Source organism: Pseudomonas sp. GP01-A4 (assembly GCF_058780865.1).
The window spans coordinates 135,220-152,874 of the sequence record NZ_JBYSWF010000005.1 but is presented as its reverse complement, the minus strand read 5'-3'; the positions used below and the strand labels follow the sequence as shown (position 1 = coordinate 152,874).

General features: G+C 61.0%; 12 protein-coding genes and 2 pseudogenes. 6 read left to right on the top strand and 8 right to left on the bottom strand.

Annotated elements, in window-relative coordinates; genetic code table 11:
- The first annotated feature begins 406 nt into the window (after positions 1 to 406).
- Positions 407 to 655: a DUF6124 family protein gene (locus AC3WKX_RS05655; protein ID WP_003209399.1), complete on the top strand. Its 249-nt coding sequence runs from the start codon at positions 407 to 409 to the stop codon at positions 653 to 655.
- On the opposite strand, the gene trxC is transcribed toward AC3WKX_RS05655, so the two are convergent.
- Positions 643 to 1,077, bottom strand: a complete 435-nt coding sequence (gene trxC, locus AC3WKX_RS05650) for a thioredoxin TrxC (RefSeq protein WP_003209402.1) — start codon at positions 1,075 to 1,077, stop codon at positions 643 to 645. The genes AC3WKX_RS05655 and trxC overlap by 13 nt on opposite strands.
- A gap of 235 nt (positions 1,078 to 1,312) precedes the next feature.
- Between trxC and AC3WKX_RS05645 the strand changes: the two genes are divergently transcribed.
- Positions 1,313 to 1,609: a type II toxin-antitoxin system HigB family toxin gene (locus AC3WKX_RS05645; RefSeq protein WP_093202502.1), complete on the top strand. Its 297-nt coding sequence runs from the start codon at positions 1,313 to 1,315 to the stop codon at positions 1,607 to 1,609.
- A complete protein-coding gene (locus AC3WKX_RS05640; protein WP_008439186.1) occupies positions 1,606 to 2,007 on the top strand; it encodes a helix-turn-helix domain-containing protein in 402 nt (133 codons plus the stop codon). The genes AC3WKX_RS05645 and AC3WKX_RS05640 overlap by 4 nt, the downstream gene beginning before the upstream one ends.
- Positions 2,008 to 2,013: 6 nt before the next feature.
- Here the strand turns inward: AC3WKX_RS05640 and selO are convergent, their stop codons facing one another.
- From selO to AC3WKX_RS05615, 5 genes and pseudogenes are all read right to left on the bottom strand, one after another.
- Complete coding sequence (selO, locus tag AC3WKX_RS05635) at positions 2,014 to 3,477, bottom strand: protein adenylyltransferase SelO (RefSeq protein WP_102604295.1); 1,464 nt, start codon at positions 3,475 to 3,477, stop codon at positions 2,014 to 2,016.
- Positions 3,478 to 3,527: 50 nt separating this feature from the next.
- The gene (mscK, locus tag AC3WKX_RS05630) at positions 3,528 to 6,878 is read right to left on the bottom strand and encodes a mechanosensitive channel MscK (RefSeq protein ID WP_102604294.1); all 3,351 of its coding nucleotides are present in this window, start codon (positions 6,876 to 6,878) and stop codon (positions 3,528 to 3,530) included.
- 70 nt (positions 6,879 to 6,948) lie between these two features.
- A complete protein-coding gene (locus AC3WKX_RS05625) occupies positions 6,949 to 8,691 on the bottom strand; it encodes a potassium/proton antiporter (RefSeq protein ID WP_008439183.1) in 1,743 nt (580 codons plus the stop codon).
- A 234-nt stretch (positions 8,692 to 8,925) separates the two neighbouring features.
- Positions 8,926 to 9,525, bottom strand: a pseudogene (locus AC3WKX_RS05620) (methyl-accepting chemotaxis protein); the annotation flags it as partial.
- 306 nt (positions 9,526 to 9,831) lie between these two features.
- Positions 9,832 to 10,485 (bottom strand): annotated as a pseudogene (locus AC3WKX_RS05615) (MCP four helix bundle domain-containing protein); the annotation flags it as partial.
- Between the two features lie 343 nt (positions 10,486 to 10,828).
- Here AC3WKX_RS05615 and AC3WKX_RS05610 point away from each other — a divergent pair.
- Together AC3WKX_RS05610 and AC3WKX_RS05605 are read left to right on the top strand one after the other, a co-directional pair.
- Entirely contained in the window at positions 10,829 to 11,059 is a 231-nt protein-coding gene (locus tag AC3WKX_RS05610) for a hypothetical protein (RefSeq protein WP_010169256.1), read from the top strand.
- Positions 11,056 to 11,349: a cell division protein ZapA gene (locus tag AC3WKX_RS05605; protein ID WP_003209415.1), complete on the top strand. Its 294-nt coding sequence runs from the start codon at positions 11,056 to 11,058 to the stop codon at positions 11,347 to 11,349. The genes AC3WKX_RS05610 and AC3WKX_RS05605 overlap by 4 nt, the downstream gene beginning before the upstream one ends.
- Here AC3WKX_RS05605 and AC3WKX_RS05600 read toward each other — a convergent pair.
- Positions 11,346 to 13,148, bottom strand: a complete 1,803-nt coding sequence (locus AC3WKX_RS05600; protein WP_102604292.1) for an acyl-CoA dehydrogenase — start codon at positions 13,146 to 13,148, stop codon at positions 11,346 to 11,348. The two genes, AC3WKX_RS05605 and AC3WKX_RS05600, sit on opposite strands and share 4 nt — an antisense overlap.
- A gap of 227 nt (positions 13,149 to 13,375) precedes the next feature.
- Complete coding sequence (gene putA / locus AC3WKX_RS05595; protein ID WP_102604291.1) at positions 13,376 to 17,329, bottom strand: trifunctional transcriptional regulator/proline dehydrogenase/L-glutamate gamma-semialdehyde dehydrogenase; 3,954 nt, start codon at positions 17,327 to 17,329, stop codon at positions 13,376 to 13,378.
- 29 nt (positions 17,330 to 17,358) lie between these two features.
- On the opposite strand from putA, the gene AC3WKX_RS05590 reads away from it, so the two are divergent.
- Positions 17,359 to 17,649 carry a hypothetical protein gene (locus AC3WKX_RS05590; RefSeq protein WP_158244062.1) on the top strand — a complete coding sequence of 97 codons (291 nt, stop codon included), beginning with the start codon at positions 17,359 to 17,361 and terminating at the stop codon, positions 17,647 to 17,649.
- The last annotated feature ends 6 nt before the right edge of the window (positions 17,650 to 17,655 follow it).

Sequence of the window (17,655 nt, the reverse complement as noted above, 5' to 3'; positions counted from 1 at the left end):
CGGGCTTGCCCGCGATGCAGTCAACTCGGTTTGTCAGTTACACCGAGGTGATGCTATCGCAGGCAAGCCAGCTCCCACATTGGTCTCTGTTCCTACAGGGAAATCGTCGTCTTGCGCCGTTGCCTACAGTTACGCCAGAATCCGCCGGCTTGTGCGTCTGGATGGGCGTCTCTAAGGTTGCTCGGTCGCTGAATTCTCAGTGATCGGGTTTAGTAGCCCGAGTGTTTGTCGTTAAGTGCATAAGCTTCATCTTTCAGGCGCTGAGTCTGTGCTTGATGGTAGCTGTGCGTAGGGCGTCTTCGGGCGCGCCGGCTTCGACATTTCCCGGTCTACTAACCTGCGTACAGCTGCCACCCTAATTCGTTTAGTAGCGATCAGATGGCGGCTCCAATCAGGAATGTCGACCATGTTTAAAGCTACTCCAAATCCCCCGTCGTACCTTTTTACAGTCAGCCCCGGCCAAGCCACCGAAACCCTGATCCTCAATACCTACGAAACCTTCTCCTCAGTCACCACCCTCTTGCTCGACCTTTCCGACGACCTCACCGGCAAGCAGCGCGATGTCGCGTTGGCCATTCATCAATTGAGCGAATTGGGCGTATTGCTGATGGGGCAAGTGATGGACCGGGGTGTCCCGTTACCTCAAACACCCTGACTGCGCAGCCAGCTCATCAATTGCGGTAACGGAAACGCACCGCTCTGACGCGCCACTTCCCGGCCATTCTTGAACAGGATCAGGCTGGGAATCGAGCGAATCCCCAACTGAGCGGATAACTGCTGATTGGCCTCGCTATCGAGCTTGGCCAATCGACACTTCCCGGCCAACTGCCCGGCGGCCTGCTCAAACACCGGCGCAAACGACTTGCACGGCCCACACCATTCGGCCCAAACATCCACCAGCAACGGCAGGTCGCCCTTGATCTGGCTGGCGTAATCGCCCTGTTTCAGCTCAAAGGGTTTGCTCAGCAGCACCGGTTGCTTGCAGCGCCCGCATTTAGGCGCATCGCCCAGGCGTTCATTGGGGATGCGGTTAAGACCGTTGCAGTGGGGGCAGGGAATTACTAGAGAGTCGGACATGCTGGGCTCCGTGAAAGTGGCCAATGGGTTCTATTTGGAGCCGGGAAGGGTGTTTATCAAGGTTCGACGCCAGTGACGTACGCGTTCACATTTTTGGTGGTGACTTCTATCGCGGCGTATCTAGGCTGTTGAAGGGTGCTTGGAATTGCGCCACTGGTCCGCCAAGGAATATCGCAGATTGCGATATTTTTTCGGCAAGACTAACCTTCATAGCAAGATGCGATAAGGATGTTGCATGCGAGTGATCAGCGAAAAAAGGATATGGGAAGCGAAAGAAAGATGGCCGCATTCAGCCACGGCACTGGATGAGTGGTATCGCAGAATGAAACGCAACAGTCCCGCCGACTTTGCGTCGATGAAAGGAATGTTCCCTGCAACAGACAAAGTCGGGCAGTTCCATGTGTTTGACATCGGGGGCAATAAGCTGAGGTTGATTGCCTTCGTGCATTACCAAGTACAACGAATTTATATCAAGTACCTGTTCGATCACCGTGAATATGAGCAAGGTAAATGGAAGGAGAAAATCAGATGAGCGCACTCATCAGGCAGGCTGCCGAACACTGGCAATTTGTTTCGCCATTGCTGCGCAAGCCAAGAAACGAGGCGGACTACGATACCTTGGTCAGCGCCCTCGACGAATTGCTGGACCTGATAGGCGAAGATGAATCCAGCCCGCTCATGAGCCTGGTGGATATCCTCAGTGACTGGATCGAGGCCTACGATCTCGAGCACCGGCCGATGCCCGTTGCCAGTGGCGTTGAAGTGCTACGTTCAATGATGCGAGAGCATGGCTTGACCCAAAGTGATCTCCCGGGCGTTGGTGCGCAGTCGGTTGTCTCTGAAGTACTTAGTGGCAAACGCCAACTCAACCTGCGGCAGATTCGTTGGCTGGCGGAGCGCTTTGGGGTTTCAGTGGAAACCTTTATCTAGGTCGCGCTATGAAGAACAACTAATCTCCAAATGCTTCCCCCAATCCGGCGGCCGCTGGGCGTATCGTTCCATCCCCGGCTGCTCTTCAAACGGTTTGGTCAGCACTTCATGCAGCCGGCGCACTTCGCTGTAATCCCCAAGCTCTGCCGCCTGGATGGCGTTCTGCGCCAGGTAATTGCGCAGGATATAAAGCGGATTCACCCCATGCATCCGCTCACGTCGCTGTTCTTCTGTGCCGCTGGCGTCGCGCTCCGCACGCGCCTTGTACAGATCCGCCCACTCATCAAACCCCTTGAGGTCGACAAAGTCGTCGCGCAACCGCGCCACGGCCAATGCGGCGGATTCATCCCCCAGCCGGCGGAAGAACAGGGTGTAATCGACGCTGCTGTTCTGCATCAGTTGCAGCAGGCGCTCCACCAGTTTCTGATCGTCATCTTCGGCGGTGGTGAGGCCCAGTCGGCGGCGCATCAGGTCCAGGTAATGGGCCTGGAACAACGGCAGATACAGCCCCAGCGTTTCCCGCAGCGCCTCGACGCTGATAAACGGCGTCAACGCCTGGGCCAGTGCGCTCAGGTTCCACTGCCCGATCGGCACCTGGTTGCTGAAGGAATAACGCCCTTCATGGTCGGAGTGGTTGCAGACGAACTGCGCGTCGAAATCGTCCAAAAATGCAAACGGCCCGAAGTCGAAGGTGATGCCGAGGATCGACATGTTGTCGGTGTTCATCACTCCATGGCAGAACCCATAGGCCTGCCACTTGGCGATCAACTCGGCATTACGCTCGACGATTTCGCGGAACATCGCCAGGTACGGCTCGGGCTGTTCCATGCATTCCGGGAAGTGCAGGGACAGCACGTGCTCCGCCAATTGCTTCTGCAATTCAGGCTTCTTGGTGTAGTAGAAATATTCGAAATGCCCAAAGCGCACGTGGCTGTGGGCCAGGCGCAGCACCATGGCGGCGCGCTCCTGTTTCTCGCGCCACACCGGCGTGGTGGAACCGATCACACACAGCGCACGACTGCTGGGAATGCCCAGCGCATGCAGTGCTTCCGACGCCAGAAACTCCCGGATCGACGAGCGCAACACCGCACGACCATCGCCCATGCGCGAGTACGGGGTTTGCCCGGCACCCTTGAGGTGCAGGTCCCAATGCTCGCCGGCCTGGTTGTACACCTCGCCCAGCAACAATCCGCGGCCATCCCCCAGTTGCGGGTTGTACGAGCCAAACTGATGCCCGGAATAGATCATCGCCCGCGGCTCGGCCTCGGCCCACAGCTTGTGCCCGCCGAACAGCTCGGCAAACACCGGCGTTTCGGCCACGCCAGGGTCGAGATCCAGCAGCGCCATGGCTGCCTCGCTCGCCACCACTAAACGCGGTTCGTCGATGGGCTCGGGCAGCACATGGGTTGAGAAACCGTCGCCCAGGCGGGCGAAGCGGTTGTCGAAGGTCAGTTCGTCGAGGGCTTTCAACGGCCATCTCCTGAGCAGAATGTCCGACCATTCTGCTGGGGATAGCGCGTTTAGTCGAGTTTGGCGGGCGGCGGCTCGGGCAGGTCCTGGTCCTGGGCGGGCGGCAAGATGGTCCGGTTTTCTTCTTCCACCGGCACCAGCTTGTATTCCTGGCCATGCAGGTTCTTCAGGTAAACCTCCATCTGCCGGAACGAGATGTTGATGTGGTGGTTCTTGAACTCGCGGTTGATGAAGCGGTTGACCTCATCGATCACCGGGTTGCGGTCGCCCAGGTCCCGTACATGCATGCGCAGTTCGTGATCGAGGGTGCTTTCACCGAAGTTGAGGAAGTACACGTGGGGCGCCGGGTCCTTCAGCACGCGTGGGTTTTCGGCGGCGGCCTTGAGCAGCAATTCCTTCACCAGGTCCAGGTCCGAGCCGTAGTCCACGCCCAGTTTCAGGGTGACCCGGGTGATGGTGTCGGTCAGCGACCAGTTGATCAGTTGCCCGGTGATGAACGTCTTGTTCGGGACAATGATGTCCTTGCGGTCGAAGTCGGTGATGGTGGTGGCACGGATGCGGATCTTGCTCACCGTGCCCGACAGGTTGCCGATGGTGATGGTGTCGCCGATCCGTACCGGGCGCTCGAACAGGATCATGATGCCGGAGATGAAGTTGGCGAAGATTTCCTGCATCCCGAAACCCAACCCCACCGACAGCGCGGCCACCAGCCATTGCAACTTGTCCCAGCTCACGCCGAGGGTCGACAGGGTGGAGACAAACCCGACGCCGGCAATCACATAGGACAGCAAGGTGGTGGTGGCGTAGGCGCTGCCCTGGGCCAGGTCGAGCTTGGACAGCACCAACACTTCCAGCAGGCCGGGCAGGTTGCGCGCCAGGGCGAAGGTGATGCCGATGATGATCAGGGCGCCGAGCAAGTCGCCGATGCTGATGGGCACCATGCTGATATTGGCGCCGGTGCCGCTGGTGTATTCGTAGAGGGTGACGTTGTCCAGGTAGGAAAACACCGAGATCAAGTCGGACCACACCCAGTACAACGCAGCGATAAAGCCGCCCAGCAGCGCCAGGCGAATCAGTCGCATCGACTGTTCGTTGACCTGTTCGATGTCCAGGGTCGGCTCTTCGATCACTGCTTCACCATCACCGGCTTCCTTGGCGGCCTGGCGTTTGGCCAGGGCCCGCGCATAGGCCAGGCGCCGTGCCGCTACGCCCAGGCCACGTACGAAGGTGGCTTCGATCACCAGCCAGAACATCAGCAGGTACAAGGTGTTGATCAGCCGGTCGCTGAGCTTGAGGGCGGTGTAGTAGTAGCCAAAGCATACGGCGATAAACAGCGCCACCGGCAGTGCCGTAAACACCAGGCCCACGGCCTTGCGAAACAGCGAGGCTTTTTCATGAGTCGGGCTGTTGAGCAGCAGGCGCCCGAGCAGCCACGCCATCAGTGCGTAGCAGGTCAGTACCACGCCGATGCCCAGCACATCGTCGGCCAGCGCTGCCGGCTGATGCTCGGCGATGGCCACCACGGCCACCAACGCCAGTACCACGAGCCCGAGCTTGCGTACCCAGCCCTGGAGGAATTCGACCTGGGGTTTCTCCCAGCGGAAGTGCAACTCGGCGACGCCGCCGGGCGCGAGGATCCGATACGCGGTGTAGAACACCAGCCACGCCTGGGCGATCTGCAGCAGGGCGGCGCCGAGGTTGGCGTTTTGCCCGCGGGCGTCGATCTGCAGCGCATAGCCGCAGAGTGCCAGGCCCAGGGCCACCGGCATCGCCAGCGCGATATTCACCAGGATCGCCACCGGCGTGTGCCACTGGCTGTCGCGTTTGAAGTGGCCGATGTCCATATGGATTTTTTTCAGCCGGGCATACAGGTAGCTGCGACGCCACAGCAGCGCGCCGATCAACAACAGCAGGGGCAGGAACAGCAGCGGGCGCTGGGTCAGGCCGTCATACAGCTCGCTGACGCTGGAGGCCCACGGCAGGGTATTGACCTGTTTGCTCAGGTGCGCCGGTACGGTTTCCAGCCATTCGGTATCCAGCGGCTTGTTGCTGGGAATCCAGAACATCTGTTCGTCGAGGGTCGCCCGCAAGGTGGTGGCGGTGCTCAGCAGTTGTTTCTGGTTCAGTTGCAGGGTGATGGATTCGTTGAGCAGTGCGCTCAGTTCCCGGCTCAAGCGCTCCAGCAGGTCGCTGCGGGTGATCGCCAGTTCCAGCAGGGTGCGCCGCAGTTGTGGCGTCACCTGGTCGGCCGGCTGGTTGGCCAGCAAGCTGTCGACGTAGGTGCTCGGGGTGCTGATCAGTTCGCGCTGTTGATTGACCTCGAACTGGTACAGGCGAATGTTGGCGATGTCATCCGCCAGGTCGCGGTCCACGGTCAGGCGCGGCAAGGCCTGCTTTTGTTTGTAGAGGATCTTGGACAGCAACAGGCTGCCCTTGAGCACGTTGATCTGCTCGTCCAGCGCCGAGTCGCTTTGGGTCACGCTGTCCAGTTGCTGCTTGGTTTGCAGGTTTTTCTGGGTCAGCTCGTTGAGCCGGTCAGTGCTTTTGAGCAGGTAGTCGGACAGTTTCAGGTTGGCCGCGCTTTCCGTGGCGAGCAGGCTGCTGCCCCCGGCCTTCTGGGCTTCGATGGACTGCTGGGTCACGGTTTCCTGGGACTGGGCCAGGCGTTTCTGGTTGATCAGGGTTTGCAGGTCCTGGATTTCCTGCTCCAGGCGCGCGGTCTTTTCCAGCACCAGGTCGTGCTGGCTGTTGCCCAGGTCTTGCAGTTGGCTGTTGCCGGCCAGTTCCTGGCGGCGCAGGGGAATCAGGGCGTTGAGTGCGGCCAACTCGGCATTCAGCTGGTTGCGCTGGTCGCCGCTGAGGGTCTTGCCGTTGTCCTTGCCTGCCTTGAGGGTCGCGTTGATCTGCTGGATACGTGTCTGGCTGCTGCTGATTTCGGTCTGGGCGCGCTCGGGTCGGGTCTGGGCCGCGATGGTCAGGCTGTTGGCGTCGGCCAGTTCCTTTTGCAGGTCGCCTTGCTGGGTGGTGCGCTGCACCAGCAGTTGTTCAAGCTGTGGCACGGGCAAGGTGGCGTAGCGCTGGGCGACGGGAATGACCTTGGTGGCCTTGAGGCGGGTCAGTTCGCGCTGGTTGTCGACGGTCTGGCGCGGCGCGTCTTCGAGCTGGCGCTTGAGGTCCACCAGGCGCTGCTGGTAGTCCTGCTGGTTGCCCAGGAAGGTGAGCGTTTGCTGCAGGATGCTTTGCAGCGCCTTCATGTCGGCGTCGGGCAGCTTGCGGTCCGGCAGCTTGTCCAGGGTTTGCTGGACGGAATCGATGCTGGGCGGGTCGGCCGCGTGTACGGTGCCGACGCAGAGAGTCAGGCCCAGCAGGGCAGTGGCGAGAAAAGTGCGCAGGGTTGTCATAGAGACCGGTCGAGCAAGGTGAAAAATAGGGGGCGTCCCGACATCGACTGGCGCGCCGTCGCCCCGCAGTTTAGAGGAAGAGTCCGGGGCCCGGGCGACTTCCTTCGGGGAATCTGACGCCGACTTTGCCGATCTTGTTCCCGTCCATGACCGCGACGGTCCAAATGGTGTTGTTCCATTCCACCTGGTCGCCGACCACGGGTGCCCCGCCGACTTTCTGGGTGATGAAACGACTCAGTGGCATGTCCGGGTCGATGCCCTCGAGCTTGAGCCCGTACAGGGCCGAAACCGCGCCCAGCTGGGCGTCGCCTTCCAGGACGAAGTCACCGAAGAAGCGCAGGTCGAGGCCCCGTTGTGGTGCCTGGCTGAACAGTTTGCCGAGGGCCGGCAAGTTGTGTTCATGGCCGATTACGCACAGCAGATCGTCGACTTCGAGCACCGTACTACCCGACGGATGGAGCAGTTGCTGGCCACGAAACAGCGCGGCGATCCGCGTGCCTTCGGGCATTTTCAGCTCCCGCAGGGCGGCGCCGATGCACCATTTTTCGGCGCCCAGGCGGTAGACGAACAGCTCCCACTCGCTGGTGACGTGCACTTCCAGGGCCGCCCGGGAAATCGGCGCCGGCTCTGGCGGTACCGTCACTTTCAACAGTTTGGCGACCCACGGCAGGCTCGTACCCTGCACCAGCAACGACACCAGCACGATAAAGAACGCCAGGTTGAAGTACAGCTGCGCGTGGGGCAGGCCGGCCATCAGCGGGAACACCGCCAGAATGATCGGTACCGCACCGCGCAGGCCGACCCAGGCGATAAAGGCTTTCTCTCGGCCATGGAAGGCCTTGAACGGCAACAGGCCGACGATCACCGACAGCGGCCGTGCGAAGAGAATCATCCACAGCGCCAGGCCCAGGGCCGGCAGCGCGATGGGCAGCAAATCATGGGGCGTGACCAGCAGGCCCAGCACCAGAAACATGCCGATCTGTGCCAGCCAGGCCATGCCGTCGAGCATATGCAAAATGCCGTGCCGGCTGCGCACCGGGCGGTTGCCGATCACCAGGCCGCACAGGTAAACGGCGAGGAAACCGCTGCCGTGCAAGGCGTTGGTCAGGGCGAACACCACCAGGCCGCCGGAAATCACCAGGATCGGGTACAGGCCGTTGGCCAGGTTGATCCGGTTGACCATCTGCAGCATCAACCAGCCGCCGCCCAGGCCGATGATGCCGCCGATGCCAAACTCACGGATCAAGTGGCCCAGCAGGCTCCAGTGCAGGCCGGTCTGGCCGCTGGCAAGCATGTCGATCAGGGTGACGGTGAGGAACACCGCCATCGGGTCGTTGCTGCCGGATTCGATTTCCAGGCTGGCGGTGACCCGTTCGTTCAGGCCTTTGCCGCCCAGCAGCGAGAACACCGCTGCGGCGTCCGTGGAGCCGACGATGGCGCCGATCAGCAGGCCTTGAATGATGTTGAGGTTGAACAGCCAGGCGGCTGCCATGCCGGTGAGGCCGGTGGTGATCAGCACCCCGACCGTCGCCAGGGACAACGCAGGCCAGAGGGCTACACGGAAACTGGCTACCCGCGTTCGCAGTCCGCCGTCGAGCAGGATCACGGCCAGGGCGAGGTTGCCCACGAGGTAGGCAGTCGGGTAGTTATCGAAGATGATGCCGCCGCCGTCGACGCCGGCGATCATGCCCACGGCCAGGATGATCACCAGGATCGGAATCCCCAGGCGGGACGAAAGAGAACTCACCAGAATGCTCGCACCTACCAGCAACGCGCCGATCAAGAACAGGCTGTTGATGGTCGTCGCATTCAAAGGCAGTACTCCATGAGCAGGAAAGACGAGGCGCAAACTGACCATGCAGTCTGCGTGCCAGCGATTCTAACCTGTTGAATTGCTGTGCTGTCAAAAAGGTTTTGAATGGCTGGCGCATATTCAATGTGGGAGCGGGCTTGCTCGCGAAAGCGGTGTGTCAGTCGCGTTATGCGTAGCTGATCCACCGCATTCGCGAGCAAGCCCGCTCCCACTTTTTTAGCCCTGCGGTATCCGTTAAAGCCTGAACCGCCCCACCATCCCGTTCAAATCCACCGCCAACCGCGACAGCTCACTGCTCGCCGCACTGGTCTGGCTGGCGCCGGTCGCCGACTGCACCGACAAGTCACGAATATTCACCAGGTTACGATCCACTTCCCGCGCCACCTGCGCCTGCTCTTCGGCGGCACTGGCGATCACCAGGTTGCGCTCGTTGATTTCAACGATGGCAGTGTTGATGGTGTCCAGCGACATCCCCGCACCCTTGGCGATGTTCAACGTCGATTCCGCCCGCTCGGTGCTGTTGCGCATCGAATCCACTGCATGCTCGGTACCGGCCTGAATGCTGCCGATCATCCGCTCGATTTCGCTGGTGGACTGTTGGGTGCGATGGGCCAGGGCCCGCACCTCATCCGCCACCACCGCAAAACCACGCCCGGCTTCACCGGCACGCGCCGCTTCAATCGCGGCGTTCAGGGCCAGCAGGTTGGTCTGGTCAGCCAAGCCACGAATCACGTCCAGCACCTTGCCGATGTCCCGGGATTCTTCCGCCAGGTTGCCGATCAGGGTCGCAGTGGCTTGTACGTCACTGCTCATGCGCTCGATGGCTCCGACGGTTTCCTGCACCAGGTCACGGCCATCGCCGGCCGAGGAGGTCGCGTTTTTCGAAGCTTCGGAGGTGCTGACCGCGTTGCGGGCCACTTCTTCAACCGCGCTGGTCATCTCGTTCACCGCCGTGGCGGCCTGTTCGATTTCGTTGTTTTGCTGGGTCAGGCCACGGGCGCTTTCGTCGGTCACGGCATTCAGCTCTTCCGCGGCGGAGGCCAATTGGGTGGCCGAGCCGGAAATGCGCTGCAAGGTGTCCTTCAATTTGTCCTGCATCTTGGCCATTGCCAACAGTAGTCGGCCGGCTTCGTCGTTGCCTTCCACCTTGATCGGGCGCGTCAGGTTGCCTTCGGCGATTTCCTCGGCGGCATCCAGGGCCTGGGCGATCGGCTGGGTAATGCTGCGGGTCAGCAGCCAGGCGAACAGCATGGTCAGCGCCGTGGCGAGGATCAGCAGGATCACCACCAGCTCAAACGCCATGTCGTACTGGTCGGCAGCTTGCTGGTTGGTGGCCAGCGCCATCTTGTTGTTGATGTCCAGCAGGCGGTTCAGTACGGCGTTCACCTGATCCGAGTTGTTCAGCAGCTCGGTATTCAGCAGCGTGCGCAGCTCTTCCACCTGATTGGCCCGTGACAGGCTCTTCATGCGCTCTTCAATCTGATGGTACTGGGCCAGCAGACGCACGTATTCATCGTAGGCAGCACGTTCTTCGCTGCTGTCGATCAACTTCTCGTAGACCGCCTGGGCCGTACGAATCTGCTGATTGCGCACGTCAAAAGACTCAAGGGTCTTTTGCTGGACGTCAGGCTCGCGGTTGGTCAGCAGGCGATACGACAGCACCCGCAGGCGCAGGGTCAGTTGAGTGAACTCGTCCAGGGCGCGAATGCTCGGCACGCTGCTAAGGGTGATGTCTTCCGTCGCCGCACGGATCTTGCTCATCTGGTTCAGGGCGAACACACCGAGAAACAACATCAGCGCGCCAATCAACGCGAAGCCGAGAAAGGCCCGCGGCGCGATATTCATATTACGAAGAGACATGTTGTGATCCTGGGGAGAAGCGCGATCCATGCGGGGTTTGAGCGGGGTGTCCATGACCTATCGGTCATACGACTAAAGTCTTGAGGGGGTGCGCGCTTTTGTCGCAGATCGGGGCGGGCCGACGGGATTCAGGAACCAGATGCCATAAATGCAGTCACTAAGGCTCGAAAGCGTGGCCTGCCCTGTAAAATCAAGGCCCCGCGCCAGGGATAACCCTGGCATCCGAGGTGAATTTTCTTTATCGTCACCGCCCTTTGAAAAAGCCCGAGAAATCAAAATGTTAGAAGCATCCCTCAGCCAATTGGAACAACTGGTCAGCGACCTGGTACAGCAGAACCAGGATCTACTGGGCACCAACGAATCCCTCAAGGCCGAACTGGCTCGCGCCAAGGATGAAAACGACAGCTTGCAGCTGAACCTGATGGAACAGGAAGAAAAGCAGGGCGCCACCGCTGCCCGTATCCAGGCGTTGGTTGAGCGTGTGAGCGCAGGTCCTGTCGGCGCATGAATGAAGGGATAAAGGTCGTTTCGATTCTCGGTGAGGATTACTCGATCAAGGCACCGGAAGGGGAAGACAACACCCTGATGAGCGCCGTGACGATGCTCAAGGCATCCCTGGCCACCACCAAGAAAAAGTACCCGACGCTGATCGGTGACAAGCTATTGGTGCTGGCGGCGCTGAACCTGTGCGCCGAGCAGATCGAAATGCAAAAGCACCACCAGCAGGAACTCGACCGTTACCAAGAGCAAGTCAGCGCCACGGTCGAGGTGATTTCCAAGGCAATCGGAACGCCTTAGAACCACTCATCCTGCATCCCCAGGCACGTGTCATCGCGTGCCTCGAGAATCGCCAGTTCATGATGGCAGCCCGGTATTTCCCACGTCAGGAAGTACCGGGCGGCCTGGAGCTTGCCCTTATAGAAGGCGACATCGGCAGCATTGCCCTTGGCCAGCCCTTCCTCGGCGCGAATCGCCTGTTCCAGCCAGCGCCAGCCAATCACCGTATGCCCGAACACTTTCAGGTACAGCGCCGAATTCGCCAGGCTGCTGTTGACCTTGCCTTGGGCGAGATCCGTCAACAGGCCGAGGGTGACCTCTTGCAGGCGTGCCACCAGTTGTTCCAGCGGTTCCCGCAAGGCATTCAGCGACGGATACTCCTGTGCCCGTGCGCCGGTCTCGGCGATCAGGCGGATCAGTTGCTTCAAGCCCGCACCGCCGTTCTGCGCCAGTTTGCGCCCGAGCAAGTCCAGCGACTGAATGCCGTGGGTGCCTTCATGGATTGGGTTCAGACGGTTGTCGCGGTAGTACTGCTCCACCGGGTATTCGCGGGTGTAGCCGTGGCCGCCGAGGATCTGGATCGCCAGTTCGTTGGCTTTAAGGCAAAACTCCGACGGCCAGGATTTGACGATCGGCGTCAGCAGGTCCAGCAGTTCGTGGGCCTGTTTGCGCTCGGCTTCGTTGGGCAGAGTAGTGGTGTCATCGAACAACCGTGCGGCGTACAAGCCAAGGTCGAAGGCGCCTTCCACGTAGGCTTTTTGGGTCAACAGCATGCGTTTGATATCGGCGTGCTGGATGATCGACACCGGCGCGGTGTTGGGATCCTTGCTGTCGGGCAAGCGGCCTTGGGGACGTTCACGGGCATATTCCAGGGAGTACAGGTAGCCGGCGTAACCCAGCATCACCGCGCCCATGCCCACGCCGATCCGCGCTTCGTTCATCATCTGGAACATGCAGCTCAGGCCTTGGTGCGGCTGGCCCACCAGGTAGCCGACACACTCGCCGTTATCGCCGAAATTCAACGCGGTCGAGGTGGTGCCACGCCAGCCCATCTTGTGAAATAGCCCGGCCAGCAGCACATCGTTGCGCTTGCCCAGGCTGCCGTCGTCGTTGACCAGGAACTTGGGCACGATAAACAGCGAAATGCCCTTCACCCCGGCAGGTGCGTCCGGCAGCTTGGCCAGCACCATGTGCACGATGTTTTCCGACAGCGGGTGATCGCCGCCGGAGATGAAGATCTTGTTGCCCTTGAGGCGATAGCTGCCATCAGCCGCCGGCTCTGCGCGGGTACGAATATCCGACAGCGATGAGCCCGCATGGGGCTCGGTCAGCGCCATGGTGCCAAAGAAGCGGCCTTCGATCATCGGTTGCAGGAAGCGTTGCTTCTGCTCCTCGGTGCCGAAGCTCTCGATCAGGTTGGCGGCGCCCATGGTCAGGAACGGGTAGGACGTGGATGCGGCGTTGGCCGACTGGAAGTGGGCGAAACACGCCTGGGAGAGCAGGGTGGGCAGTTGCATGCCGCCAGCGTCGAAGCTGCGGGCAGCGTTGAGAAAGCCGGCTTCGAGGAAGGCATCTACTGCCGGTTTCACCTCGGGAATCAGAATCGCCTGACCGTTTTCGTAGCGTGGCTCGTTCTCGTCGCCCTTGCGGTTATGCGGGGCGAAGAACTTCTCGGCAATGCTGCGGGCGGTGCCGATGGCGGCGTCGAAGGTTTCACGGTTGTGTTCGGCAAACCGCTCGCGCTGGGTCAGGCCCTCGGCATCGAGGACTTCGTACAGCTCGAAAGCCAGATTGCGGGAACTGAGCAGCGTCTCGGACATGGCGGCTTACCTGTGTGGGAATGGGCCTGAGTCTAAGTGCGCAAATAGAGGCTGGATAGCAAGATTGATCTGGGTGATGGAGGGGCAAAACAACAGCGGTGAGTTGCAAGCACGGTCAGTGTGGGAGCGGGCTTGCTCGCGAATGCGGTGGATCAGTCAGTACATCTGGCGACTGACACTGCGCATTCGCGAGCAAGCCCGCTCCCACACTGACCGCGTTTCGTCAGTTAGCCGATGGTCATCAGGCTGGCGTTACCACCCGCAGCAGCAGTGTTGACGCTCAACGCCCGCTCGATCACCAGGCGCTCCAGGGCGATCCCGGTTTCGCCCGAAGACAAACCGTGAACCCCGACAATCGCCCCGCCACGCTTGGCCACTTGCTGGCAAACCCCGCGCAGTTGGTCGGAATCACCGTGATGCAGCACGGCATCAAACACGGTTTCATCCTTGGTCCAGTCAGCCACCCGCGCGATCTTCGCCTGAATATCCTTCGGCAAGCGTGCGAACACGGCCTTGGTCAATTCAGTTTCCGGCCATACCGCCGAGCCGCCGACTGCCAGCACGGCCGCCAGTTGCGTCAGCAGGTCGCCTTCCACTTCCGCCAGGCACAACACGTGCTCGCGGGGCAGGATGGCGTAGCTGTTGCGCTCGCCGGTCGGGCCGGCCAGTTGGCGGGTGATACCGCTTTGGGATTGCGCGGCGAACTGCACGCACAGGGCGCTCAAGTCGCTCAGCTTGTTGCTGTCGGCCCAGGCTTTCAGGGCGGTCAGCGGCTTGCTCATGGCCTCCCGCAGGCGAACATCCGGTGCGGCCAGTGCATCACCACGAACGAAGGATTGCTCGATGGCATCCGTAGGACGGGTCGACAGCAGACGGTACAGATACAGCGGGCCGCCAGCTTTCGGGCCAGTGCCCGACAAGCCTTCGCCACCGAACGGCTGCACACCGACCACGGCACCCACGATGTTGCGGTTAACGTAGACGTTACCGGCATGGACGTTGTCGATCACCTTGGCGATGGTCTCGTCGATGCGGGTGTGCACGCCCAGGGTCAGGCCATAGCCGGAGGCATTGATCTGGCCGATAAGCTGGTCGATCTCTTTGCGCTTGTAGCGCACCACGTGCAGCACCGGGCCGAAGATCTCCCGTTGCAGTTCGTCGAAGCTTTCCAGTTCGATCAGGGTTGGCATCACGAAGGTGCCGCGCTTGATCTCTTCGCTATCGGCAATGGCGACCTGGTAAACGTTGCGGCCTTTGTCGCGCATGGCCTGGATATGTTTCTCGATGCCAGCCTTGGCTTCGGCGTCGATCACCGGGCCGATATCCACCGACAGGCGCTCCGGGTTGCCGAGGCGGCATTCAGCCATGGCACCTTTAAGCATTTCGATGACGCGGTCAGCGGAATCTTCCTGCAAGCACAGTACGCGCAGGGCCGAGCAACGTTGACCGGCACTGTCGAAGGCCGACGACACTACGTCGATCACCACTTGTTCGGTGAGCGCCGAGGAGTCGACGATCATTGCGTTCTGGCCACCGGTTTCGGCGATCAGCGGAATCGGACGACCCTGTGCATCCAGACGGCCGGCGACACTGCGTTGCAGCAAGCGCGCAACCTCGGTGGAACCGGTGAACATCACGCCCTTGACGCGATCATCACCCACCAGGCGCGCACCGACGGTTTCGCCCTGGCCCGGCAGCAGTTGCAGCACGCCTTCCGGAATCCCGGCTTCCAGCAGCAGGCGCACGGCTTGTGCGGCCACCAGCGGTGTTTGCTCGGCAGGCTTGGCCAGTACCGGGTTGCCGGCGGCCAGTGCAGCGGCGACCTGGCCACTGAAGATCGCCAGCGGGAAGTTCCACGGGCTGATGCACACCACCGGACCCAGCGGGCGGTGAGCGTCGTTGGTGAAATCGTTGCGAGCCTGCACCGCGTAGTAACGCAGGAAGTCCACGGCTTCACGCACTTCGGCGATGGCGTTGGCGAAGGTCTTGCCGGCTTCGCGGGCCAGCAGGCCCATCAGCGGCTGGATCTCGCCTTCCATCAAATCGGCGGCACGTTCCAGGATCGCGGCGCGTTCGGCGGGCGGGGTGGCCTGCCAGATTGGCGCAGCGTTCAGGGCGCACTGGATGGCGTTGTCGACGTCTTCGACAGTTGCTTCCTGTACGTGGCCAACCACGTCACGCAGATCCGACGGGTTCAACACCGGTGCAGCCGCTTCATTGCTGGAAGCGCAACCGAGCATAGGCGCGGCTTTCCAGTTGTTATGCGCGGTAGCCAGCAAGGCGCAGGACAGCGACGCCAGGCGGTGTTCGTTGGCCAGGTCGATACCGGCGGAGTTGGCGCGCTCGGCACCATACAGGTCACGCGGCAGCGGGATACGCGGGTGCGGCAGGCCGAAGCCGCCTTCCAGCGTCGCCATCTGCTCGATGCTGGCCACTGGATCGGCCACCAGCTCCTGGATCGAGATGGATTGGTCGGCAATACGGTTGACGAACGAGGTGTTGGCGCCGTTTTCCAGCAGGCGACGCACCAGGTAAGCCAGCAGTGTTTCGTGGGTGCCGACGGGTGCGTACACGCGGCACGGACGGTTCAGCTTGCCTTCGGAGACCTTGCCTACAACCTGCTCGTACAGAGGCTCGCCCATGCCGTGCAGGCATTGGAACTCGTACTGGCCGGGGTAATAGTTCTGACCGGCAATATGGTAAATCGCCGACAAGGTGTGAGCGTTGTGGGTGGCGAACTGCGGGTAGATAACTTCCGGTACCGAAAGCAGTTTGCGTGCGCAGGCAATGTAGGAAACGTCGGTGTACACCTTGCGGGTGTACACCGGATAGCCTTCCAGGCCTTCGACCTGGGCGCGCTTGATTTCGCTGTCCCAGTACGCGCCTTTTACCAGGCGGATCATCAGGCGGTGGCGGCTGCGGCGTGCCAGGTCGATCACGTAGTCGATCACATACGGGCACCGCTTCTGGTAAGCCTGGATCACGAAACCGATGCCGTTCCAGCCGGTCAGTTGCGGCTCGAAGCACAGGCGTTCCAGCAGGTCGAGGGACAGCTCCAGGCGGTCGGCTTCTTCGGCGTCGATGTTCAGGCCGATGTCGTACTGCTTGGCCAGCAGGGTCAGCGACAGCAGGCGCGGGTACAACTCGTCCATCACGCGCTCGTACTGCGCACGGCTGTAACGCGGGTGCAGGGCCGAGAGCTTGATGGAAATGCCCGGGCCTTCATAAATCCCGCGACCGTGGGACGCCTTGCCGATCGAGTGGATGGCTTGTTCGTACGAGGCCAGGTATTTCTGGGCGTCATGTTCGGTAAGTGCGGCTTCACCGAGCATGTCGTAGGAATAGCGGAAGCCCTTGGCTTCGAACTTGCTCGCATTGGCCAGGGCTTCGGCGATGGTTTCGCCGGTGACGAACTGCTCGCCCATCAGGCGCATGGCCATGTCGACGCCCTTGCGGATCATCGGCTCGCCGCTCTTGCCGATGATGCGGCTCAGGGACGAGGTCAGGCCGGCTTCGTTGTGGGTGGCGACCAGTTTGCCGGTCAGCAACAGGCCCCAGGTGGCGGCGTTGACGAACAGCGACGGGCTGTTGCCCAGGTGCGGGTGCCAGTTGCCGGTGCTGATCTTGTCGCGGATCAGTGCGTCGCGGGTGCCCTTGTCCGGGATGCGCAGCAGCGCTTCGGCGAGGCACATCAGCGCTACGCCTTCCTGGGACGACAGGGAAAATTCTTGCAGCAGGCCCTGGACGATGCCTGCACGGCCGCCGGCGCTTTTCTGATTGCGCAGTTTCTCGGCGATCGAAGAGGCGAGCTTGTTGGTGGCCTCGGCCATTGCCGCGGGCAAGCGAGCCTGCTCGATCAGCATCGGCACCACTTCCGGCTCCGGGCGACGGTAGGCGGCGGTGATCGAGGCGCGCAGTACGGATTGCGGCAGGATGCTTTCGGCAAATTCCAGGAAGCACTGGTGGGCGTGGTCGGTCTGGACCTCGCCGGCTTCTTCCGCGTCCTTGCTGCCCAGGCCGTTGAGCTCGGCCAGGGTTGCACCACCCTCGAGTTTCTCCAGGTAATTGAAAATCGCCTGCTTGATCAGCCAGTGCGGCGTGCGATCAATGGAGGTCGCGGCCGCCTTCAGGCGCTCGCGGGTCGGGTCGTCAAGTTTGACCCCAAGGGTGGTCGTAGCCATCTTTTTATCCTCATGGGTGCCACTACTGCGTGGCATCAGCTGGCGGCAAGATTAGCTTTGCGCCGAGAGAGGTGCAACCGGGTGCAACCCTTTTTATCCATGAATTTTTTGATGCTGATCGGGAAAAATTATCGTCACAGCCGAATCGGCTGCGCCTTGGTGCATTTGCTTCTGACTTTGGCTGCTCTTGCTCCGAAAAGGAGCAAAAACACGGTGTTTTCCACAAAAAACATCGAGGTGCAACTTATTCTCAAGAAACTGGTTGCACCTTATTTGCTTTGTTGAATAGCATTCGCGCCCAAGGTGCAACCTCTTACTGACGGTTC

Bases quoted from the DNA above. Each gene is read 5' to 3' on its own strand.
- AC3WKX_RS05645 (WP_093202502.1), top strand. From the start codon at position 1,313: ATGCGAGTGATCAGCGAAAAAAGGATATGGGAAGCGAAAGAAAGATGG.
- AC3WKX_RS05600 (WP_102604292.1), bottom strand. From the start codon at position 13,148: ATGTCCGAGACGCTGCTCAGTTCCCGCAATCTGGCTTTCGAGCTGTAC.
- AC3WKX_RS05610 (WP_010169256.1), top strand. From the start codon at position 10,829: ATGTTAGAAGCATCCCTCAGCCAATTGGAACAACTGGTCAGCGACCTG.
- trxC (WP_003209402.1), bottom strand. From the start codon at position 1,077: ATGTCCGACTCTCTAGTAATTCCCTGCCCCCACTGCAACGGTCTTAAC.
- AC3WKX_RS05640 (WP_008439186.1), top strand. From the start codon at position 1,606: ATGAGCGCACTCATCAGGCAGGCTGCCGAACACTGGCAATTTGTTTCG.
- AC3WKX_RS05605 (WP_003209415.1), top strand. From the start codon at position 11,056: ATGAATGAAGGGATAAAGGTCGTTTCGATTCTCGGTGAGGATTACTCG.
- putA (WP_102604291.1), bottom strand. From the start codon at position 17,329: ATGGCTACGACCACCCTTGGGGTCAAACTTGACGACCCGACCCGCGAG.
- mscK (WP_102604294.1), bottom strand. From the start codon at position 6,878: ATGACAACCCTGCGCACTTTTCTCGCCACTGCCCTGCTGGGCCTGACT.
- AC3WKX_RS05655 (WP_003209399.1), top strand. From the start codon at position 407: ATGTTTAAAGCTACTCCAAATCCCCCGTCGTACCTTTTTACAGTCAGC.